This window comes from Paenarthrobacter sp. CCNWLY172 (assembly GCF_037402035.1).
GTDB lineage: Bacteria > Actinomycetota > Actinomycetes > Actinomycetales > Micrococcaceae > Arthrobacter.
Genome location: NZ_JBBEGB010000002.1, coordinates 229,494 through 249,032, shown reverse-complemented (window position 1 = coordinate 249,032; position 19,539 = coordinate 229,494). Strand labels below are relative to the sequence as shown.

At 63.6% G+C, this 19,539-nt stretch carries 17 protein-coding genes; 10 read left to right on the top strand and 7 right to left on the bottom strand.

The genetic code is table 11. The features are described 5' to 3' along the window. The first annotated feature begins 56 nt into the window (after window positions 1-56). The gene (glpX, locus tag WBN73_RS03905) at window positions 57-1,079 is read left to right on the top strand and encodes a class II fructose-bisphosphatase (RefSeq protein WP_017198677.1); all 1,023 of its coding nucleotides are present in this window, start codon (window positions 57-59) and stop codon (window positions 1,077-1,079) included. A 138-nt stretch (window positions 1,080-1,217) separates the two neighbouring features. Here the strand turns inward: glpX and WBN73_RS03900 are convergent, their stop codons facing one another. Genes WBN73_RS03900 through WBN73_RS03880 form a run of 5 tightly spaced genes read right to left on the bottom strand, consistent with a single transcriptional unit; the run spans window position 1,218 to window position 6,845 of the window. After that, window positions 1,218-2,153 carry a lipid II:glycine glycyltransferase FemX gene (locus WBN73_RS03900; RefSeq protein WP_337339538.1) on the bottom strand — a complete coding sequence of 312 codons (936 nt, stop codon included), beginning with the start codon at window positions 2,151-2,153 and terminating at the stop codon, window positions 1,218-1,220. Window positions 2,154-2,156: 3 nt separating this feature from the next. Next, entirely contained in the window at window positions 2,157-3,407 is a 1,251-nt protein-coding gene (gene manA / locus WBN73_RS03895) for a mannose-6-phosphate isomerase, class I (protein WP_337339539.1), read from the bottom strand. Between the two features lie 53 nt (window positions 3,408-3,460). After that, a complete protein-coding gene (locus tag WBN73_RS03890; RefSeq protein WP_280627985.1) occupies window positions 3,461-5,077 on the bottom strand; it encodes an LCP family protein in 1,617 nt (538 codons plus the stop codon). A gap of 20 nt (window positions 5,078-5,097) precedes the next feature. After that, window positions 5,098-5,661, bottom strand: a complete 564-nt coding sequence (gene purE, locus WBN73_RS03885) for a 5-(carboxyamino)imidazole ribonucleotide mutase (protein WP_089594181.1) — start codon at window positions 5,659-5,661, stop codon at window positions 5,098-5,100. Beyond that, a complete protein-coding gene (locus tag WBN73_RS03880) occupies window positions 5,658-6,845 on the bottom strand; it encodes a 5-(carboxyamino)imidazole ribonucleotide synthase (RefSeq protein ID WP_337339540.1) in 1,188 nt (395 codons plus the stop codon). The genes purE and WBN73_RS03880 overlap by 4 nt, the downstream gene beginning before the upstream one ends. A gap of 191 nt (window positions 6,846-7,036) precedes the next feature. On the opposite strand from WBN73_RS03880, the gene WBN73_RS03875 reads away from it, so the two are divergent. After that, window positions 7,037-7,600 (top strand): GtrA family protein, encoded by a 564-nt coding sequence (locus WBN73_RS03875; RefSeq protein WP_207596812.1) that lies wholly within the window; start codon window positions 7,037-7,039, stop codon window positions 7,598-7,600. Here WBN73_RS03875 and WBN73_RS03870 read toward each other — a convergent pair. Beyond that, window positions 7,587-8,282 carry a TIGR03089 family protein gene (locus tag WBN73_RS03870; RefSeq protein WP_337339541.1) on the bottom strand — a complete coding sequence of 232 codons (696 nt, stop codon included), beginning with the start codon at window positions 8,280-8,282 and terminating at the stop codon, window positions 7,587-7,589. The two genes, WBN73_RS03875 and WBN73_RS03870, sit on opposite strands and share 14 nt — an antisense overlap. 378 nt (window positions 8,283-8,660) lie before the next feature. On the opposite strand from WBN73_RS03870, the gene WBN73_RS03865 reads away from it, so the two are divergent. Genes WBN73_RS03865 through WBN73_RS03855 form a run of 3 tightly spaced genes read left to right on the top strand, consistent with a single transcriptional unit; the run spans window position 8,661 to window position 14,219 of the window. Then, on the top strand, window positions 8,661-9,206 hold the full coding sequence (locus WBN73_RS03865) for a WhiB family transcriptional regulator (RefSeq protein WP_081733423.1): 546 nt from the start codon (window positions 8,661-8,663) through the stop codon (window positions 9,204-9,206). 29 nt (window positions 9,207-9,235) lie between these two features. After that, complete coding sequence (locus WBN73_RS03860) at window positions 9,236-12,589, top strand: glycosyltransferase (RefSeq protein ID WP_443193242.1); 3,354 nt, start codon at window positions 9,236-9,238, stop codon at window positions 12,587-12,589. Continuing rightward, window positions 12,582-14,219, top strand: a complete 1,638-nt coding sequence (locus WBN73_RS03855) for a DUF5719 family protein (RefSeq protein ID WP_337339542.1) — start codon at window positions 12,582-12,584, stop codon at window positions 14,217-14,219. Before WBN73_RS03860 ends, WBN73_RS03855 begins: the two co-directional genes overlap by 8 nt. Window positions 14,220-14,226: 7 nt before the next feature. Here the strand turns inward: WBN73_RS03855 and WBN73_RS03850 are convergent, their stop codons facing one another. After that, window positions 14,227-14,745, bottom strand: a complete 519-nt coding sequence (locus WBN73_RS03850; RefSeq protein ID WP_207596816.1) for a metallopeptidase family protein — start codon at window positions 14,743-14,745, stop codon at window positions 14,227-14,229. A 142-nt stretch (window positions 14,746-14,887) separates the two neighbouring features. Between WBN73_RS03850 and WBN73_RS03845 the strand changes: the two genes are divergently transcribed. The 5 genes from WBN73_RS03845 to WBN73_RS03825 all read left to right on the top strand — a co-directional run bounded on the left by WBN73_RS03845 (window position 14,888) and on the right by WBN73_RS03825 (window position 19,519). Continuing rightward, on the top strand, window positions 14,888-15,265 hold the full coding sequence (locus WBN73_RS03845) for a DUF3499 domain-containing protein (RefSeq protein ID WP_280627517.1): 378 nt from the start codon (window positions 14,888-14,890) through the stop codon (window positions 15,263-15,265). A gap of 144 nt (window positions 15,266-15,409) precedes the next feature. After that, on the top strand, window positions 15,410-15,628 hold the full coding sequence (locus tag WBN73_RS03840; RefSeq protein ID WP_207596818.1) for a Trm112 family protein: 219 nt from the start codon (window positions 15,410-15,412) through the stop codon (window positions 15,626-15,628). Window positions 15,629-15,673: 45 nt separating this feature from the next. Continuing rightward, complete coding sequence (ahcY, locus tag WBN73_RS03835; protein ID WP_207596819.1) at window positions 15,674-17,152, top strand: adenosylhomocysteinase; 1,479 nt, start codon at window positions 15,674-15,676, stop codon at window positions 17,150-17,152. Window positions 17,153-17,271: 119 nt separating this feature from the next. Beyond that, window positions 17,272-18,492: a L,D-transpeptidase gene (locus WBN73_RS03830; protein ID WP_207596820.1), complete on the top strand. Its 1,221-nt coding sequence runs from the start codon at window positions 17,272-17,274 to the stop codon at window positions 18,490-18,492. Between the two features lie 187 nt (window positions 18,493-18,679). Beyond that, window positions 18,680-19,519, top strand: a complete 840-nt coding sequence (locus WBN73_RS03825; RefSeq protein WP_337339543.1) for a pentapeptide repeat-containing protein — start codon at window positions 18,680-18,682, stop codon at window positions 19,517-19,519. Window positions 19,520-19,539 lie beyond the last annotated feature (20 nt).

Below are 19,539 nucleotides of genomic sequence, written 5' to 3'. Positions count from 1 at the left end.
ATGTCCGGTCCCGTGAATCGTCACTCGAAGAAGAGGTTCAAGTGTCTCCTGCACCAATGACCCAGCAGTATTCCACGATTTCGCCGTCGCTCGCCGTCGGCCTCGACGAACCCGACCGCAACCTTGCGCTTGAACTCGTCCGAGTCACCGAGGCCGCGGCAATTGCCGGTGGCCACTGGGTGGGATTCGGTGACAAGAATAAGGCAGACGGCGCCGCCGTCGATGCCATGCGTTCGTTCCTTCACACTGTCCACTTCAACGGCGTTGTGGTCATCGGTGAAGGCGAAAAAGATGAAGCGCCCATGCTGTTCAACGGCGAGCAGGTTGGTGACGGCACCGGCCCCGAGTGCGACGTCGCCGTCGACCCCATCGACGGAACCCGTCTGACCGCCCTCGGCATCAATAACGCCCTCGCAGTGCTGGCAGTTGCTGAGCGCGGATCCATGTTCGACCCCTCCGCCGTGTTCTACATGGAGAAGCTCGTTACCGGCCCAGAAGCCGCCGACATGGTGGACCTTCGCCTGCCCGTCAAGCAGAACCTGCACCTCATCGCCAAGGCCAAGGGCGTCAAGGTCAACCAGCTCAACGTCATGATCCTGGACCGCGACCGCCACCGCCCCCTTGTGGAAGAAATCCGCGAAGCCGGTGCACGCACCAAGTTCATCATGGACGGCGACGTCGCCGGCGCCATCGCCGCAGCCCGCTCCGGCACCGGTGTTGACGCCCTCATGGGTATCGGCGGAACCCCGGAAGGCATCGTCGCAGCCTGTGCCATCAAGTCGCTTGGTGGCGTCATCCAGGGCCGCTTGTGGCCGACGTCGGATGAAGAGAAGCAGAAAGCCATCGACGCCGGACACGACCTCGACCGCGTCCTGTCCACCAACGACCTCGTTACTTCGGACAACTGCTACTTCGCAGCCACCGGCATCACCGACGGCGACCTCCTCCACGGTGTGCGCTACCAGAAGGACCGCGTGATGACGCAGTCCATCGTCATGCGCTCCAAGTCCGGGACGGTCCGCTTTGTTGAGGCCGAGCACCACGCATCCAAGTGGGAGACGTACGCGCGCAAGCCGTAACCTCCGCTTCTAACAGAAGGACGGCGAGCATCGCTCGGCGGCTATCTCCTCGTACCTCGTCGATTTGATGCCGCTTTCGCGATACTCGCCGTCCTTCTCTGTGTCCGGTGGCGGTACGGGTGGGTCGCGGGAAAAGGCCTAGCGGAGTTTGTCGCGGAGCTTTCTGGCCAGTTGGTAGGCACCGTAGCGGACTTTGTTGACCGGGAGGTCCCAGGTGCCGGGGTAGGAGACTTCGCGGCCGCCGAAGGATTTCTTGAACGCAGTGAACCCGGCCCACTTGTGGTCCGGCTGGTCCTCGGGCGCCACGCCCCAGAGATCCACGTGCTTCAAGCCCTTTTCCTTGGCGTCAGCCATGAGCGTCACCAGGAGGGGGATGCCCGCGCTGAGCTTGCGGTGGGTGTCGTCCAAGGCCGCGTGGGCGTAGACGCGGGTGTCAGCGGAGTCGTAAGCGAAGGCAGCAGCGATGGGTTCGCCCTCCAGCTCCGCAATGAACAGTGTTCCAGCGCCGTGGGGCAGCAGGGAAGCGGCTACTTGGGTGAGGTACTCGTCGCTTTGTGGCTTGAAGCCGTTCCGGGCAGCTGTCAGGTGGAGGAAGTGCAGGAGAATCCTGATGTCTGCAGGATCCTGGGAAGCGCGGAAGGTCACGCCCTTTTTGTGGATGTTCCGGTACAGGTTCCGGTTGGTCGGCTTCATGCCGGCCAGCACGTCCTTGAAGTCGCCGTCGAGGTCCACGATCCAGCTCAGCTCGGGCTGCTGGTTGACCGGAGCGGGACGCAAGCCGCGCGCGCGGAGGAGGGGGCCGGCGTCGGACGCTGTAAAACCGGCTGCTGCAGGTTCCATCCGGACGAAGACCGCATGCTCCTTTTTGGCCAGGGTTACCAAGGCCTCCGTGGCGGCGTCGAACGCTTCAACGGACTCTGCCACAGGACCGTAGGGGGCATAGATGACTTTGCCGGCGGGATTCTTCTCCTCAATGGCGAGGAAGCTCCAGCCCGGGCCGGACTGTTCGTGGACTCGGCGGCCCAGTGAACGCTGCACAGTAGCCCACGCGGGAGTTTGCAGGAAAAACTCCATGGATCAGTTCCCCAGCCCTGTGGTGACGGCAAAGGCGATGCTGGTTTCCGTGGCTCCCTGGACAGGGTGGACGTTCACGGGTGCCTCAAGGTCCGGAATAAACGCCGCCGCGCCGCGCTCGAGGCGGAGGTCGCTCTTGGGCGAGTCAAGCAGCACCGAACCGGAAACCACCACGACGACGGCAGGTCCGGTTTGCGCCAAGGGAACCGGCTCGGCACCCGGGCCAAGTTCAATGCGCTGCAACTGGAATTCCTTGAAGGGCGGCCGGTACAGCTCCTGCCCGAATTCGGTGCCACTGACCTGGACGCGCGGCACTCCGAGGGCTTCAAACCGGACCGTCTTCAGCAATTCCGGAACGTCCACATGCTTGGGGGTGAGCCCGCCCCGAAGCACGTTGTCGGAGGAAGCCATGACTTCCACGCCCAGCCCATGAAGATACGCGTGAATGTTTCCCGCAGGCAGGTAAACCACCTCGCCGGGCTCCAGGGTGAGGTGGTTGAGGAGAAGTGAGATGAGGACGCCGGGATCGCCGGGGAAGGCCTCGTTGATATCCAGCATTGCCGTCAGGGCTTCCCGGTGCGGCTCCAGCGGAGCTCCGGCGGACAGGACCGCCACTACCTCGTTGATGGCGTCGGAGATATCTCCGCCACCCTCGATAAGGCGGCTGAAAGCTGCCTTGAGCGCAGCGCGCTCGTCGGCCTGGGCGAGATCGGAGATGACGTCCTGGATGACTGCCGGTACGTCCACCGCCGCTGCATCGAGGACCTGCGCCAGGTGCTCAAAGATGCTCCGCGAATCAGCGGGGGAACGGAAACCACACAAGGCCCTGAACGGAGTGAGGGGAAAAACCATCTCAGGCTTGTGGTTGTTGTCGCGGTAGTTGCGATCCGCTGCGTCTGCGGGGATTCCGGCGGCGTTCTCCCGGGCAAAGCCTTCCCGGGCCTGTTCCAGGCTGGGGTGCACCTGCAGGGACAACGGCTGTTCCGCTGCCAGCAACTTGGTGAGGAACGGCAGCCGCGGTCCGAATTCGGCCAGGCTCTCCGCACCCAGGAACCGCTGGGGATCGGACTCGATCAAGGCGTTCAGGGGTTGGGTCACGCCGTTGGGGTGAAGGGCACTGGAGGGGGAGTCCGGGTGGGCGCCGATCCACAGTTCGGCTTCGGGGCCACCTGATGCCGGCCGCCCCAGCAAGTCTGCGATCGCCGTCGTCGAACCCCACGCGTAGGGTCGCAAAACATTCTCAATCTGGTACACGAAAGAAGGTCCTTATCGTTGCGCTGGACGTGGGGTGGAGGGGATCTGCACGCCTACAGCGGTGCGCACTGTCCGTTGGTGGCTACGAGATCCCGGATGCCTTGCTCATCGCCCTGGGCCTTAAGGCCGTTGAGCAGTTCGATGGTGATGGGGGTGCCGTCCGGAGTGGTGGTCACCGGGGTGAAATCGGCCGACGGCGAGGGAAGCTGGCTTGCGGGGAGGCGCCCTGCAACCGGCCCGGCAGCCACGATGGTGCCGGCAGCAGCGCCGTTGGGCGATACGACGGCATCATCGGCTTTGGGGGCGTTGGACGACGCCAGGACTTCCTGGACCTTGGAGTGGATGAGGTCGAAGTCGGGCACGGTGGAGAAGGACGCGTCGAAGTCCGGTGGGCCGATGGTGAGCCGCTTGACGGGCTGGTTCTTGGACTTCAGGGCGAGGTCCACGAAGCTGCCCAGCTGGTTGGAAGAAATATTGGAGTCAACAACCTTGGTGCCGGCGTTGGCGATGTCCTCGAACTTGGTCAGGAGGGTGGCCGGATCCAACTGCTTGAGCATGGCCTGCTGTACGCATTGCTGGCGGGCAATGCGGGCGTAGTCATCCACGAATTCGCGGGAGCGGCCGTACCAGAGGGCATGGAAACCATCCAGGTGCTGGTCACCGGCCGGGATCCAGCCGTCCGGCATGCCATGGATCCCATTGGCCTCATCAGTGACGGGACCACTGATGGGAACCCAGCCGCCGGCCTTGATGCGGATGCCGCCCATGGCGTCGATGAGTTTGGCAAAGCCATCCATGTCCACCAGGACGTAGGCCTGGACAGTGATTCCGAGCGTGCCGGAGACCGCCTCCAAGGTGGCCTGGGCGCCGGGATCGGCAACTCCGGGGTAGAGGTTCTGGTAGTTGTTGGTGACCTCGGTATTGACGGCATTGATGAGGCATTCGTCACCGCAGTTGTAGCCCTCAGGGTAGATCTCACGCATGGGTGAGCCCTCGCTGAACTGGGCGTTCTGAAGGTTGCGGGGGACGGAGATGATGGCGCTCTCGCCGGTCTTGGCGTCGACACTGATGACGGAGAGGCTGTCCGGGCGGCGGCCCGTCCTGTCATCCCCGGCGTCGCCACCCATCATGAGGAAGTTGTAACGCCCGTCCACGGGATCGATGGCCGGGCCGGCGTTGAAAATACTGCCGATGGCGTTCCGGCTGACGTTCAGGACGTAGGCGATGTAACCCAGCGAGCCGCTGGCAAGCACTGTAGAGACTGCCAGGACCACGGCAATGATGGGTCGCATCCCCGGAGCCAGCAGGGCAGGCCTGATGATCCGCAGGGTGTTGAGGAACAGATAGGCCCATCCCAGAGCCAAAGCAACAAGGACCACGATGATGAAGAGTGAACCGATCGGATGGGTAAAAATACTGAGCAACACGGTGCGGTTCACCAACGCGATGAACAGGGTAACCAGCGCCAGTGCCCACACGGTGAGCGTGACGCGCAACGCCATCCGGCCAAGTTTTCGGTCTCCGGCAACAATCTGGGCGCTGCCGGGGATAAAGAGCGTGAGGAGCACCAGCACGAAGGCGCGTTTGGTCCGCACCGGGGCGCTGGCCCCGGACGGATAGCGGACGGGATCAGTCAGGGCGGAACCGGGCTGATTCGAAGTCTTGTGCATGGTAGTCAACCGCTGCCTTCCTAGCGGGAGCCCCGGTCTGAAGCGTTGGCAGGGGAGAAGACTTCCTCTACTTTGCGGCGCAGGTTTTCGCCCTTCTTGCTGGCGACGTCATTGAGCTCCTGGGCAAAATCGAGCAGATCTGCGCGGAGCTTCGCTGCGAGTTCGTCCGTTCCCGAGGCCAGCATCCGGACAGCCAGGAGACCGGCATTGCGGGCCCCGGCAATGGACACCGTGGCCACCGGGACACCGGCAGGCATCTGGACGATGGACAGCAGGGAGTCCATGCCATCCAGGGTCTTCAGGGGCACGGGGACGCCGATCACAGGAAGCGGTGTCACCGAGGCCAGCATGCCGGGAAGATGGGCGGCGCCGCCCGCACCGGCGATGATGACCCGCAGTCCACGCTCGTGGGCAGTCTGGCCGTAACGGATCATTTCGGTGGGCATGCGGTGCGCAGAAACGACGTCCGCCTCAAAGGGGATACCGAATTCTGCCAGGGCGTCCGCTGCAGCTTCCATGACGGGCCAGTCCGAATCCGAACCCATCACGAGCCCTACCAGCGGGGCTGTTGCTTCTGACGTCATGCGGTCTCCTCAAGGGTGGTCTGCTCGGGCTTGCGGCCGTCGCGGATGATGTTGGCCACGACCGTGGCGCGCTGGCGGACAGAGTCGACGTCGGAGACCGAACTGCCTACGAGGTTCACGTGGCCGATCTTGCGGCCGGGACGAACGGACTTGCCATAGGAGTGGACCTTGGCTGCGGGCTCGTAGGCCAAGGCAAGGGGGAAGGCCTTGAACAGGTCCTGGTTCTCGCCGCCGAGGAAATTCTTCATGACCACCACGGGCGCCAGTGCGTCGGTTGCGCCGAGCGGCAGGTCCAGCACAGCCCGAAGGTGCTGTTCGAACTGGCTGGTAATGGAGCCGTCCTGGGTCCAGTGCCCCGTATTGTGCGGGCGCATGGCAAGTTCGTTGATGAGGAAGCCTGCACCGACACCCGGGGTCTCAAACAGTTCTGCAGCCATGACGCCGGTGACGCCAAGCTCATTGGCGATCCGCAACGCAGCTTCCTCGGCGGCAGCGGCCACCTCAACGGGGATGTTCTGGGCCGGTGCGATGACTTCGTCGCAGACACCGTCCACCTGAATGGTGTGGACCACGGGCCAGGCCCGCGATTCGCCGCCGGGGGTGCGGGCGACCAGTGCCGAGAGTTCGCGGCTGAAGTCCACCTTTGCCTCTGCAAGCAAGGGGCTCATGGCCTGGAACCAATCGGCGGTCTCCGCGGCGTCCTCTGCTGAGTGGACAATCCTGACGCCTTTGCCGTCGTAACCGCCGCGTGGTGTCTTCAGGACAACGGGCCAGCCGATGCGGTCGCCAAAAGCCACAAGCTCTTCAACGCTGTTGACCGCGGACCACTCTGGATTGGGAAGACCGAGGCGGTCGATCGCAGCCCGCATCACCAGCTTGTCCTGGGCATTGACCAGTGCGTCGGGGCCGGGCTGGACGTTGACGCCGGCATCCAGAAGGGCCTGCAAGTGTTCAGTGGGGACATGTTCGTGGTCGAACGTCAGCACGTCCAGGCCCTTGGAGAACTCAAGGAGAGCGTTCAGGTCCTTGTAGTCGCCGATCGGGGCTGTGGCCACCGCGGCAACAGCCGAAACGTCCTCACCCTCAGCCAAAACACGGAGTTCGAAGCCCAAGGCGGTAGCGGGCGGAGCCATCATTCGTGCGAGCTGGCCGCCGCCAACAACGCCAATTACTGGAAAAGTCACAAGGTTCAGCCTACCGAACCGGTGGCGTGATCACTGATTCTGCCGCCCTCGCGGCTGCTTTTTCCACAGCTCCGGCGGCATGAGGGCGCCAGTATCGGCGTTCTCACAGTCACCTCAAAGGCAGTGCGGGGAAATCGGGGCTAAAATGGACTTGGCCCATCGGCCCACCTTTTCAACGGCCATGGAGGGTCATGATCACCACACTTGCAGATCGCATCCGCGGACTCGCCTCGCTTTTTTGGCGCGAAGTAGCGAAGTTCGGCGCCGTCGGCGGTGTTGCTTTTGTCATTGACTCGGCCGTTTTCATCTGGCTGTTCTCCGGACCGATGCACGGCAGCGAAGTGTGGGCCAAGGCCATAGCAACCATCGTTGCAAGTGTTTTCTCGTGGGTCGCAAACCGTTTTTGGACATTCCGCCACCGCAAGCAGGCGAATGTGGTCCGTGAGGCCGTGTTGTTCGCCATCATGAACCTGGTGGGGCTCCTGATCGCATCCGGTTGCGTTTGGTTCGCCAAGTACATCCTGGACCTGAACGACAAGCCCTCACTGTTCATCGCCGGCAGTGTGGTAGGCCTTGTCCTGGGCACCATCTTCCGCTTCTTTGCCTACCGTTTTTGGGTGTTCAACGAAGAACTGGATGCCGAGCCGGAGTTCTCGCATGACCACGAGATCATCGAACTCCACCACAAAGCCAAGAGCGAGGCCGGAGCTGCCAACCCCGGCACCGGCGAGTTGCCGTCCGTTAAGAACGGCTGACCCGCTCGTTCTCCAGAAGGTGCTCGGTCACCTCGAGGTCAGGGTGTACCAGCACTACCGAGCCGTCGCCGTGCCAGGCGCCCAGTGATGATGCCAGGCATTTCTCCAGGCCGTCTGTTGCGCGTACCAGCAGGCGGACGCCGGGTTCGTGGCCAGCGGCAAATTCCTTCATGAGGGCTTCGTGGGTGAGTTCCGAGGCACCCCGCACTGCCGGCAAATCCGGGGCGGGCTCGTTGTGCGCCATAAAGACGTCGCCATGGGAGCGGACTTCCGCCGCGTAATCCACGACGCCGGATGGCAGCTCACCGGGCCAACGCATCGCAAGTGCTGCGAGCGGTACGGCCACCACTGCGTCGAAACCGGACCCGTCGCCGTCGTCGGGACTGTCGGTGACCAGGAGATCCGCGGAGGTGCGGTCAAAGACCACCTCCATGCCAAGCTGCCAAGCCGCCAACGCCCAGACGAAGGACTTCCAGTGCGCGGGAAGGTCCAGTCGGATGGTCATGCCGGGTTCCGCGTCCAGCTCGTCCTGCAGGAGGTTGCTGGTCTTGGCCACCCAGTTGTCCAGGACGCGGCCCGAAAGCTCCACCCGCTCGGAGTCAGGCCCGTACCACGTAAGCCGTGGTGAGGTTGAATGGCCGGATCGCAGGGCGGTCATCAGGTTCGCTGCCGGGATGCTCATGGGTCAATCTTGCCACGGTGGCCCCGCGCCGTCCCGGGGATTATCACCGGGTTTGTGAATTGCGACACAGGACATTTTCTCCAGTCGGTGGGCGCCTCGCGTCGAAAGGCTTAGTTTTCCGCGGAAATTCAATGAAAGTTCACGTAAATCGATCCGGGCCTCCCGTTTTCCGCAGAGACACGCAGCGGCACGGGCAAAATCTTGGGCGTGGCGCATCCCACGTTTCTGCGGATTCTTGATTATTATCCCGGCGCAGCTTGACTGACGGGTAGTTACACGCGTGTAATTAGTAATCAAACGCCGCTGCACAGATATCCGGAACGTCGCCGGGAATCGGAAACACATCCAAGCAGCAGCTGCAAAATCAGGAGGGACGCCATGGGGCAAGCGTTGCGTATCCAGGAAGATGCAGTCGTCGCAGAACATGCGTCGGTGAAATACCGTTCGCGGGAAGTACCGGGAGATTGGTACGTCGACCCAGCGGATCCGGAAGCGGCAGACCGCTACAACCAGAATGTGCAGGACTCTTTGGAGGATCAGGCAACTGCCCTCCTGGCTGCACATGAGGCGCTGATCGGCGATCTGCCTGCAGGGCCGGAAGAAGACTTGGACGACCCTCCCATGGAGGTGCGTCGTCCGCTGGAAACTCCGGGGCAGCCCGTATGGATCGGCCTGCCGGGCCAAGGCGACTTCGATGACGAAGGTGAACTTGGCTGGCAGACTGATGCACTGTGTGCTCAAACCGATCCGGAAGCTTTCTTCCCGGAAAAGGGTGGTTCCACCAGGGACGCCAAGAAAGTCTGCGGGGCGTGCAACGTCCGTTCGCAGTGCTTGGAATATGCCCTCGCCAATGATGAGCGGTTCGGTATTTGGGGCGGACTCTCCGAACGGGAGCGTCGTCGGCTAAGGAAGCGAGCGGTCTAATTCTCAAGGAAGTTCACGTTACCGCCGTTGTGGTCTCCCACAACGGCGGCAACTATCTCCCCAGGACACTGGCGGCATTGTCGGACCAAACGCGTCCGGCAGATGCCGCCATTGGCGTTGATACAGGTTCCACGGACAATTCGCTGGATATGCTTCGCGAAGCTTTCGGCCACGGCAATGTCACCACCTTCCAGCAGGCGAAATCCGGTTTTGGCGCAGCAGTTCAGGCAGGCCTCCACGAGCTGGCGCATGACCAGGATGCCACTGGCGATGACCATGGAAACCGCGCCGGCTCTTTTGACTGGATCTGGCTCCTTCACGACGACGCCGCTCCGGCACCCGATGCCTTGGCGGAACTTCTGCACGCCGTGGAACGGGCCCCATCGGTGACAGTGGCCGGTTGCAAGCAGCTCGGTTGGGACAATGAGCGCCACCTGGTGGACGTAGGACTCTCCACGAGCCGCTGGGCCGAACGCCTGACCCTGATCGATGCGGACGAAGTAGACCAGGGGCAATACGATGCCCGCACGGACACCTTCGCCGTTAATTCTGCCGGGATGCTGATCCGCCGCGACGTCTGGGAGTTGCTGCAGGGCTTTGATCCTGCGCTGCCTGGCAGCGGCGACGACGTGGACTTCTGCTGGCGGAACTGGCTGGCCGGCAATCGCGTGGTGGTGGTTCCCAGCGCCAGGATGTTCCACGTGGAGCACCGTCCCCATGGGTTGGGCACCTCCTCAGCCGCGCGCAAAGCCCAAATTCATCTGCGGCTCAAGCACGCTCCCTGGTGGAAGGTTCCGTTCCAGGCCGCGGGAGCCCTGTTCGGTGCCATCGTTCGACTTATGCTGAGCATTCTGGTCAAGGAACCGGGATACGGCTTCTCGCAGTTCACGGCAACCGTTGCCGCCTTGGTCCGACCGGTCGCCATTGCGCGGGGCCGCCGGGTTGCCGCAAGCACACGCCGGGTGCACCGTTCGGTGGTCCGCGGCCTGCAAACATCAACCCGTGAAGTCCGATCCAACAGGCGGTCTTTGCTGGAGGCGATCCGCCCCAGTGACGACCCGTCCGCAGTTTCGGACCTTCTGGCTCCCGAACCCAGCGGAGATGCCGCTGACGACTTCGCATCCTTGGCAACGAACGAACGCGGTTGGGTGGGAACAGGCGCCGTCGCGGCGGCCCTGCTGGCCCTTGCCGCAGCGCTTGTTGGACTGCTTGGGCTGCTCCGCTCCGGCGTCGTGGCCGGTGGCGGCCTCATCCCGCTCTCTGCAACGCCTGGAGACATCTGGGCCAATGCCTCCACATGGTGGATCTCCCTCGGCGCAGGATTGCCGGGGCATGGGGATCCCTTTGGCTACGTGCTGTGGCTGCTGTCCCTCATTGGCGGGGGAGACGGCAACTCGGCCATGGCTTGGCTGCTCATCCTGGCCATGCCGCTGTCCGCTGTCGGCGCATGGTTCGCAGCGGGCGCTTTGACCACCAAGCGTCGTTTCAGGACTGTTGCCGCCCTGGCATGGTCTGCCGCCCCCGCCCTGCTGGTCGCGATCAATGAAGGCCGCGCAGGCGCCTTGGTTGCCCATGTGATGATGCCGCTGTTGCTGCTCGGGCTGCTTCGCGCCTCGGGATCTGCGATCGGCCACGTGAATTCACACCCCGTCTCTTCACTGAGCAGGCGGCCTGCTCCGATCCTCGGAAAGCCGGGCATCAACGGAACACCGTCCTGGACCGCTGCCGCGGCCGGCGGGCTGGTCATGGCCGTTGTGACTGCCTCGGCACCATCGCTTTTGGGGCCGATCGTGGTTGCGGTGATCCTTGCGGCCGTCATCCTCGGGCAGCGCGGAAAGACGCTGTGGTGGTCACTCCTGCCCACAGTTGCTTTGTTCGTGCCTTACGGAATTTCCGTGTTGGACAGACCCCGTGCCCTGCTGGCTGATCCCGGACTGCCGTTGACCTTCGAAGCCGCGCCGTTTTGGCAGCAATTGCTCGGACAGCCGTTGGCATTCGACCTCGACGGCGGCCTGACCGGGCTGTCGTTCTTCGGTCCGGGCGCCGTGCCCTGGGCTTTGCTGCTGGCGCTGTTGGTCAGTGCGCCTGTCCTGGTTCTGGCAGTGACGGCGCTGTTCCTGCCCGGCAAGCGGACGGCCCTGGCGAGGGTGTTCTGGGTGGCCGCCCTGGCCACCTTGGCGAGTGGCTGGCTGGTGGGGCATGTAGCCACCGGCGTCAACAACAACGTCATCGTTGGACCTTTCACCGGCCCGGCGGTGTCAGCGGCCGGCATGTTGCTGCTCGGTGCTGCGGTCATTGGCGCAGACAAGCTCTTCTCCGCGCCCCGCCGGACGACCGATTCCAGTGGCCCCAGGCTGCCCATGCGGCGCGTGGCTTCCGGGCTGGTCCTGACGCTCCTCGTGGCTGGGCCCCTCGCGGGGATGGCCGCATGGGCAGGTCAGAACGTCCTTCAGCGTTCGCCCGCGCCCGGGTTGTCGACATCACCGAACGCGGCCGAACCGGCGTCGTCCCTGGGGGCTGAACGCCAGGTATGGCCGGTGGACTCCAGCACTTTGCCGGCCACCGCCGTCGATCGCGGACAAGGGCCGGAACGTACCCGCACGCTGGTCATTACCAGCGGTGAGCAGGGCGCGTTTACGTCCTCGTTGATGCGCGGCGCCGGCACCACCCTGGACAGCCTGTCCACCATCGCGTCGGCCCGTACCATCATCGGTGCACCGGGCCGCGAAGATATTGTGGACGACGACGCCGCCACTGCCTCGCTTCGGCGGGCAGTGGCCACCATTGTGGCCAGTAGTGGAGTGGACCCGCGCGCGGACCTGGAACAGTTGGGGGCCGGATTTGTGGTCCTGAAGGCTGCGGATAACGCAGCCCAGTTGACGGCGAGCAGGATCGACGCCGTCCCGGGCCTGGTTGCCGTTGGGCAGACCGAAGCCGGATGGCTGTGGCGCGTCTCGCCCCGGAACCAGCCTGCCGCTACAGCTGCTGAAACCGCGCACCGCGTCAGGATCATTGATGCCGATGGCAAGACCATGGCCAATCTGCCCGCAGAGGAAGTGTCCGTGGACGCTGCCGTCCCTGCCGGTGGCGAGGGCCGCAAGCTTGTTCTTGCCGAACGATCCGATCCCGGCTGGACGGCCTCGATGGATGGAAAGCAGCTCAAGACTGCCACGTCCGGATGGTCGCAGGCCTTTGAGCTCCCGGCCAACGGCGGGGAGTTGGAAGTCCGTTATACCAACCCCTGGGCTTTGTGGTTCGGCATAATGCAGGCCGTGGTGATCGGGCTGACGCTCCTGTTGGCAATACCGATGCCCGCACGGCGCACCCGAACCGGCATGTCGAGGGATGAAGTCTCCCTCCGTAAGGAGTACAGCAGTGTCTGAGGACCAGAAGCAGCCTGTCGACGAAAAACCGTCGCGCAGTTCCAGCAAGGGCTCGCGAAGTTCCAACCGGGGCGTCGTCACGGGTGTCCTCTCCGCAGTGGCCATCCTGGCCGCCGGTGGTGGAGCTGTTGCGGCGACGTCGATGATGCCCGAACCATCCGGCGGGACCACCATGAACATCCGGCAAGCCGATGTTCCCGCAGGCCGCGCATTGGGTGTGTGCCCGGAACCCGCGAGGCTGGTCAATGGAACGGTGGTGGGAACTGATGCAGACTTCAGCCCTGTCTCCACTACCGCCGTCAGCGCCCTCAACGCAGTGGTGCTGAGTAATCCGGCCGGTACGGTCCCTGGAAGCAAGGTGACGTCGCTGGAAGGTGACGCAGTTGCTGAGATCGCCAAAACGCCGGCCAGTACTCCCACGCCAACGGCCGGACCTCCAGTGTTGTCTGCCGGTGTGGCCTCGATTTCCCCGGTGACGGCTCCGGCCGTAGTGGGAGCGGATCCCTTGGGGAATGAGCAGGCCTCCCTTGCTGCCAATCTCAGCTACGCCGCCACTGATGGAGATCTTCGCGGCCTGGCGTCAGCCCAATGCCAATCACCGGGAAACGACGCCTGGCTGCTGGGGGCCAACACGGCAGTGGGCCGTACGGCAGTCCTTAACCTGAGCAACGCTTCGGAGACTCCGGCCACGGTGAACCTGGACCTGTTTGGGGAGAAGGGCCAGATCCAGGCGCCGGGGGCACGCGGACTCCTGGTAGCTCCCGGAACCACCCGCTCGGTGAACCTCGCAGGCTTGGCCCCCAGCGAAAGCGAACTCGCCGTCCACGTTCGCAGCACGGGCGGCCCGGTAGCTGCGACCGTTCAGCAAAGTGTTTTGCGCGGCCTCGCTCCCGGCGGCGTCGAGTACCTTTCGCCGGGCTCAGGGGCATCGAGCCTGCAGGTCATGTCCGGCGTCGATATCCAGGATCCGGCGGCCACAAAGGCACTCGCCACCAAGCCCGGCTTCGCCGACGCAGCACCCGCCCTGCAGATCGCCGTTCCCGGCTCCACCGATGCCGTAGTGCAGGTCAGCCTGTACGGGGCCAACGGCGAACGCAAGATTCCAAGCGGCGGAGTGGTGACGGTCAAAGGCGGAAGCGTAGCCACCATGAACCTGGAAGGCATCCCTGCCGGCACCTACACCGTCAGGGCAAGCTCAGACGTTGCCTTCGTGGCCTCGGCCCGGGTTACGCGGGGAGCCAAAGCGGAGGAAGCCACTGACTTCGCGTGGTCTCCCTCGTCGGCCCGTCTCGGCAGCCAGCACCTCGTAGCTATTCCACGCAACGGGCAGCGGTACCTTAGTTTCGGTGTCCCCGAGGGGCGGGGCACGGTCACCTATGCCCCGGTCACCGCAGACGGCGCGGTGGGAAAATCCGTAGACGTTGACCTGTCCGGCGGCACCACCTCGTTGATCGAACTTCCCTCAAAGTCGGGCGATTCGGTGGTAGCGGGGTATGTAGTTTCTGCCTCCGGTGACCCCATCTATGGCGCACTGGTCCTTGGCACGCAGGGCCGTGCGGACATCTCGGTAGCAGCCATCCAGGACGCAGCCGCGGGACTCGAAAAGGTCCCAGTGTCCGTAGGTTACTAGCGGGGCGTTACTGATACCGGCGGCGGTATACGGGATCCAGCGTCTCCGGGGGCACGCCCAGCATTTCAGCGGTGTACTCCACCACGACGTCGTGCACCAGGTCCTGCAGTTCCTCGCGGGTGGTGCAGCCTTGTTCAACTACCCTGCGGTACACCGTGATCATGGGGGCTTCGCCGCGACCACCGGGCGTATATGAGCCCAGGGGAGCGGGGCTACCCATGGCAACAAGCTGTTCGAGGTTGGGCGGGATCTCGTCCACGGCAAAAAGGACGCCGTCAAGCTGCTTGCCCCACATGTCCTGAAGCCGCTCTGCGGAGTCCAGCACCATGTCATCGAAGCGCTCTGCGCGGGTACGGAAGCCGGGAAGGCTGGGGAGCATCAGCTCCCCGCGCAGTCCCCGCCCATGCCGATTGCGTCGACGCCGCCGGAAACCGCGCACACCCGAACCGGCGTGTTGCTTTGCCTGATCGCCATCGGCGTCAGTCCACCGGATGGTGAATCCGGGAACATGTGGCTGTGACTGCATATATCGACTTTAGTCCCGAGGAACCGCCAGCGCGACATCATTGCCTGCAGCGCGCCGGAGTTGCTGATGAGCCACCGGTTCCAGGGAGCCACGGGCAGACAATGCGCAACTCTGTTGCAAGTTGGCGCTAATCTGGGATGTTGTGGGTGCTATTCGTCAATGTTCAAGATCAGCCTGCCGCCAGTCGGCGGTGGCCACTTTGACGTACGTGTACGCCGAGTCGACCGCCGTCCTTGGTCCTTTGGCCACGTATGCCGAACCGCACGCCTATGATCTTTGCTCACAGCACGCAGAGAGCCTGACGGTGCCGCGTGGCTGGGAAGTCCTGCGCCTGGCGATGCCTGCCACGCCGCCTGAGCCTGGGCCCGACGACCTCCTGGCCCTGGCCAACGCCGTCCGCGAGGCGGCGTCAGCGGCTCCCGAAACTCCTGCCCGGCACAGCCACGGGCAGATGGAGCCGCCGGCAGCGACCGAAGGAACCCGACGAGGCCACCTGCGCATCCTCCGCGAGCCGTCCTGACCCGGTTCGCTCTGGTGTCCTGTGTCTGCTTCGGACGCAATTCGTCGCCCTGCTCCAAACAGGCTGATCCTGCGCGGTAGTCTGGAATCTGCAGATAACATCCGCCACCTGCGCCATGACGGCGCCACCCAGGGAGCATCATTCATGCCAAAGGTCAGTCCTGAACTGTTGTCCATCCTGCGCTGCCCCGTGTCGGGTTCACCGCTGGTCCAGGAGGGTGAGGAACTGGTCTCCACCGCTGGAGACTCCACCGGGAAAAAGCTCCGCTACGCCATCGAGGACGGCATCCCGCTGCTCTTGCCGCCGGAGCTCCTCGCCGCGGCCCATGCAGCCACCTCCGGCCAGCACGATTCCAAGGCTTAACCCACACTTCTTCACCCATTCCGCACGGTACCCCTAAGGACTTCCATGACTTTCGACTTCAAAGTGGCTGACATCACCCTTGCGGAGGCTGGCCGCCACCAGATCCGCCTTGCCGAGCACGAGATGCCGGGCCTGATGTCCCTCCGCGCCGAATTCGGTGCTTCCCAGCCGCTCAAGGGGGCCCGGATTGCCGGCTCCCTGCACATGACCGTCCAGACGGCGGTCCTCATCGAGACCCTCACGGCCCTGGGCGCTGAGGTCCGTTGGGCTTCCTGCAACATCTTCTCCACCCAGGACGAAGCCGCTGCCGCCGTCGTGGTCGGTAAGGGAACCCCGGAAGATCCGCAGGGTGTTCCGGTCTTTGCCTGGAAGGGCGAGACGCTGGAGGAATACTGGTGGACTGCCGAGCAGATCCTCACTTGGCCCGGCGCCGACACCAACCCGGAGTTGGGCCCCAACATGATTCTCGACGACGGCGGCGACGCCACGCTGCTGCTGCACAAGGGCGTGGATTTCGAGGCCGCCGGCGCCGTTCCCACCGCCACGGAGGAGGACCCGGAAGAATACGTCCTCATCCTGGACCTCCTCCGCAGGACCCTGGCAGCTGATCCGCAGAAGTGGACCCGTCTTGCTGCACGCATCGAGGGTGTCACGGAAGAAACCACCACGGGCGTCCACCGCCTGTACCAGCTCGCCGAGCAGGGCAAGCTGCTGTTCCCGGCCATCAACGTCAACGACTCCGTTACCAAGAGCAAGTTCGACAACAAGTACGGCATCCGCCACTCCCTTCCTGACGGCATCAACCGTGCTACCGACGTCCTCATGGGCGGCAAAGTAGCTGTCGTCTGCGGCTATGGCGACGTCGGCAAGGGCGCTGCAGAGGCACTGCGTGGCCAGGGTTCGCGCGTCATCGTGACCGAAATCGATCCCATTTGCGCCTTGCAGGCTGCCATGGATGGGTACCAGGTTGCGAAGCTGGAGACGGTCCTGGCCCAGGGTGACATCTTCATCACCACTACCGGCAACAAAGACGTCATCATGGCAGAGCACATGCTGGGCATGAAGAACAAGGCCATCGTTGGCAACATCGGCCACTTTGACAATGAGATCGACATCGCCGGGCTGGCGAAGATCCCGGGTGTCAGGAAAGTGGAGATCAAGCCCCAGGTCCACGAATGGGTGTTCGAAGAAGGTACGGATTCCGAGCGGTCCATCATCGTGCTGTCCGAGGGCCGCCTCCTCAACCTGGGCAACGCCACGGGACACCCGTCGTTCGTGATGAGCAACTCCTTCGCCAACCAGACCATCGCGCAGATTGAGCTCTGGACCAAGAAGGACCAGCCCGCCGGAGAACGCGAGTATGGGAAGCAGGTTTACGTGCTTCCGAAGATCCTGGACGAGAAGGTAGCGCGGCTCCACCTGGACGCCTTGGGTGTCGAGCTGACCGAACTCAGCAAGGACCAGGCCGAATACCTGGACCTGGACGTTGCTGGTCCTTACAAGCCGGAGCACTACCGCTACTAAAGCGGGCCAGCACTACCCAAATCGATGGCGAAAGGCCGGACACGCGAGCAGCGTGGCCGGCCTTTCGGCTAGGATTGGGTGTTCAGTATTGCTTGCCGGGGGACAGGAAGACGGAAAACATGACGGAAGTCGCCAAACGGAAGACGGGCAAGATCCTTGCCATCGCAGGGATCTGCGCCGCTATTGCCGTGGGCGGAATTGGTGTTGCTACCGTGCCCGGACTGCTGGCCGGCCCTTCGCAGGACGGCGGCCCTGCGGCGTCTCCCACGGCAACTGTGGAAGCAAAGCCCGTGGAGTTGGGAATCACCCCGCTGGACGGTGCCATCGAGTGGAACCCCGTGGTGGGCCCGCAGATCAAAGCAGTCAACGGCAAGGTCAAAGACGTCGTCCTGGCTCCGGTAGCCGGCGGCGCGCCTGTCCAGGGCAAGACCAGCCCGGATGGAAGCACGTGGACTACCTCGGAAGTACTGAAGTTTAAAACCCAGTACAACTATTCCTTCACCGTGGTGGATACCGCCGGGAAGGAAACCAAGAAGACCCAAACCTTCACCACCGTTTCCGCAGCCTATGAGGCCGATGCTTCCATCTACCCCCGGAACGGAACCACGGCCGGGTCAGGCCAGCCCATCGAGATCAACTTCAGCGAGCCCGTGGTGGACAAGGCTGCCATGGAGAAGCGTGTGGCCATCACGGTGTCCTCCGGCCAGCCCGTGGCGTGGCATTGGTATTCGGACACGAAGGTGCGGATCCGTCCCGAAGCTTTCTGGGCTTCAGGGACCACCGTCACAGTGGATATGAAACTCCTGGGCGTCGACTTTGGCAACAAGATGATCGGCAACGCGGACGTGGTGTCCACGTTCACTACCGGTCCCCAGCGTGTGGCCGTAGTGGATGACAACACCAAGACCATGAACGTGTATTCGGACGGGCAGCTGGTGCACACTGCGCCTGTGTCGCTCGGCGGCGAAGACTGGCTGTCTCCTACCGGCTATGCCGTGATCATGGAGCAGGAACGCCACTCCAACTTCAACGCGGGGACCATTGGCTTGAAGCCGGGTGACAAGGGCTACTATCCACCGCTGGTAGTGGAGTACGCCAACCGGTTGACCTGGTCCGGCGTTTATGTCCATCAGGCCCTTGAAGCGGCCTGGAGCTCCATCGGGGTTGCCAACGTTTCGCATGGTTGCGTGGGACTGCTGCCCGCAGATGCTGCCTGGTTCTTCAACAACATGAAGACCGGCGACGTCGTGCAGATCCTCAACACCGGAGCCCCCGCAGTAGAGCCCCTGGAGGGCTTCGGCGACTGGAATATCCCTTGGGCGAGCTACGCCCAGCGCTAGCCCAGCGGTTACGATAGTGGCAGTGATTATTTCCTGCGCTCTTTGACCCACCTTTCCTGTGCTGACCACATGTTGGCCCTTCACTTTGTGCTGCCCTCCTCGGTGATTCCGGGTGTCCCTGAGGGGAACCCGCCAACGGGTTCCCCGGCGTTTCCCACCGGACCCTCTTTCATCACCTGGAGCACACATGACTCTTCAACCAACCCTTCGCCCGGACTGCGGCAACTGCTTTGCCCTCTGCTGTACCGCCCTGGGATTCGTCCGTTCGGCCGACTTTGCCATCGACAAACCCGCGGCGACACCCTGCCCGAACATGTCCGCCGATTTTTCCTGCACCATCCATGAACGCCTCCGGCCGCGCGGATTCCGTGGCTGCACCGTTTTCGATTGCTTCGGCGCGGGCCAAGTGGTCTCCCAGCACACCTTTGGCGGTACCAGCTGGAGGGACCAACCCTCGTCCACGTCCTCGATGTTCGCCGTGTTCAAGGTGGTGAGGCAGCTCCACGAAATGCTCTGGTACCTGGCCGAAGCCCAGCAACGGACCTTCGACCCCGACCTCGCTTCAGCGGCCGGCCACCTGTCCGGACGCATAACAACCACCGCCCAAGGCGACGCAACAGCGATCCTTGCCACCGACGTCGAAACGCTGCATGGTGAAGTGCGGGCCCTCCTGATGGAGGTCAGCGAGGAACTACGGGCCTCCTACGGAGCCGAGGACGCGCAAACGCCCGACGACGGCCCTCGCCGGGACGGTGATCACAGCGGCGCCGACCTGATGGGCGCGAACCTGGCGAACCGACGCCTCTGCGGATCCAACTTCCGCAGTGCCTACTTGATAGGAGCAAACCTCAGGAACAGCGACCTCACGGCGGCAGACCTGTTGGGAGCCGATCTCCGGGGAGCCCACCTCCACGGCGCCGATCTCTCCAATGCGCTCTACCTGACGCAACCGCAGATCACCGCCGCCGAAGGCGACCCCACCACCCTCCTGCCACAAAGACTCACAAAACCGGATCACTGGCGCTGAAGACTGCAACCGGGACAAGC

Coding starts and splice junctions, on each gene's coding strand:
- WBN73_RS03875 (WP_207596812.1), top strand. CDS start 7,037: ATGATCACCACACTTGCAGATCGCATCCGCGGACTCGCCTCGCTTTTT.
- WBN73_RS03870 (WP_337339541.1), bottom strand. CDS start 8,282: ATGAGCATCCCGGCAGCGAACCTGATGACCGCCCTGCGATCCGGCCAT.
- WBN73_RS03890 (WP_280627985.1), bottom strand. CDS start 5,077: ATGCACAAGACTTCGAATCAGCCCGGTTCCGCCCTGACTGATCCCGTC.
- WBN73_RS03825 (WP_337339543.1), top strand. CDS start 18,680: ATGACTCTTCAACCAACCCTTCGCCCGGACTGCGGCAACTGCTTTGCC.
- WBN73_RS03850 (WP_207596816.1), bottom strand. CDS start 14,745: ATGCAGTCACAGCCACATGTTCCCGGATTCACCATCCGGTGGACTGAC.
- WBN73_RS03900 (WP_337339538.1), bottom strand. CDS start 2,153: ATGGAGTTTTTCCTGCAAACTCCCGCGTGGGCTACTGTGCAGCGTTCA.
- ahcY (WP_207596819.1), top strand. CDS start 15,674: ATGACTTTCGACTTCAAAGTGGCTGACATCACCCTTGCGGAGGCTGGC.
- WBN73_RS03865 (WP_081733423.1), top strand. CDS start 8,661: ATGGGGCAAGCGTTGCGTATCCAGGAAGATGCAGTCGTCGCAGAACAT.
- WBN73_RS03840 (WP_207596818.1), top strand. CDS start 15,410: ATGCCAAAGGTCAGTCCTGAACTGTTGTCCATCCTGCGCTGCCCCGTG.
- WBN73_RS03830 (WP_207596820.1), top strand. CDS start 17,272: ATGACGGAAGTCGCCAAACGGAAGACGGGCAAGATCCTTGCCATCGCA.
- glpX (WP_017198677.1), top strand. CDS start 57: ATGACCCAGCAGTATTCCACGATTTCGCCGTCGCTCGCCGTCGGCCTC.
- purE (WP_089594181.1), bottom strand. CDS start 5,661: ATGACGTCAGAAGCAACAGCCCCGCTGGTAGGGCTCGTGATGGGTTCG.